Genomic DNA, 596 nt, shown 5'->3' with positions numbered 1-596 from the left:
GTTTGGGCACGAGTATCGAATTTAATGAAGCCGATATTTTAGCGGGAGCGTTGGATAACGTTCTGTTCAAACCGAGTGAAAACTACCCGGTTGGTGGTGGTCAAAATACGGTGAAAATTAACATCGAAGGCGAAATCACAGACGTTGCCGTGTTTGACCAATCGACATTGATCAATCCGGGCGATAACGTAGATGTACGCACCTTTACCGACGACGTGACATTTGAAGTCACGCCTGTCGTGGATGACATTGTAATTACGGGAACCGATCCAAGTCAGCCTATCGTCGTGACGGGTGATGAAGATACGTTGATTTCACTCAACCAGTCAGGTACTGGCGTTACGATCAGTCTGACCGACGATGATGGCTCTGAAAGCTTTGTTTCACTTAAGCTGACTGGTATTCCGAATGACTTTGTTGTTGAGTCTAATTCATCCGATTACATTGTGAAAAACGCAGGCAATGGCGAGTGGAGCATTCAAGTTAAAGACTTGACGCAAACTTCCATCGACTTGAGCGATATTCAAATTAAGCCGCCAAAACACTTTAGTGGTGAAGTTGAAATCGGTATCTCTGTCTTCATTCAAGAAGAGTTG

1 protein-coding gene is annotated in these 596 nt (G+C 44.6%); it reads left to right on the top strand.

The window, feature by feature from the left end; all coding sequences use genetic code 11:
* On the top strand, positions 1-596 hold a 596-nt coding region (locus R7O13_RS28860), incomplete at both ends, for a hypothetical protein (protein WP_318305460.1).

This window comes from Vibrio sp. Y176 (assembly GCF_033438945.1).
The sequence above is the reverse complement of the archived record's forward strand: the minus strand, read 5'-3'. Positions and strand labels throughout refer to the sequence as shown.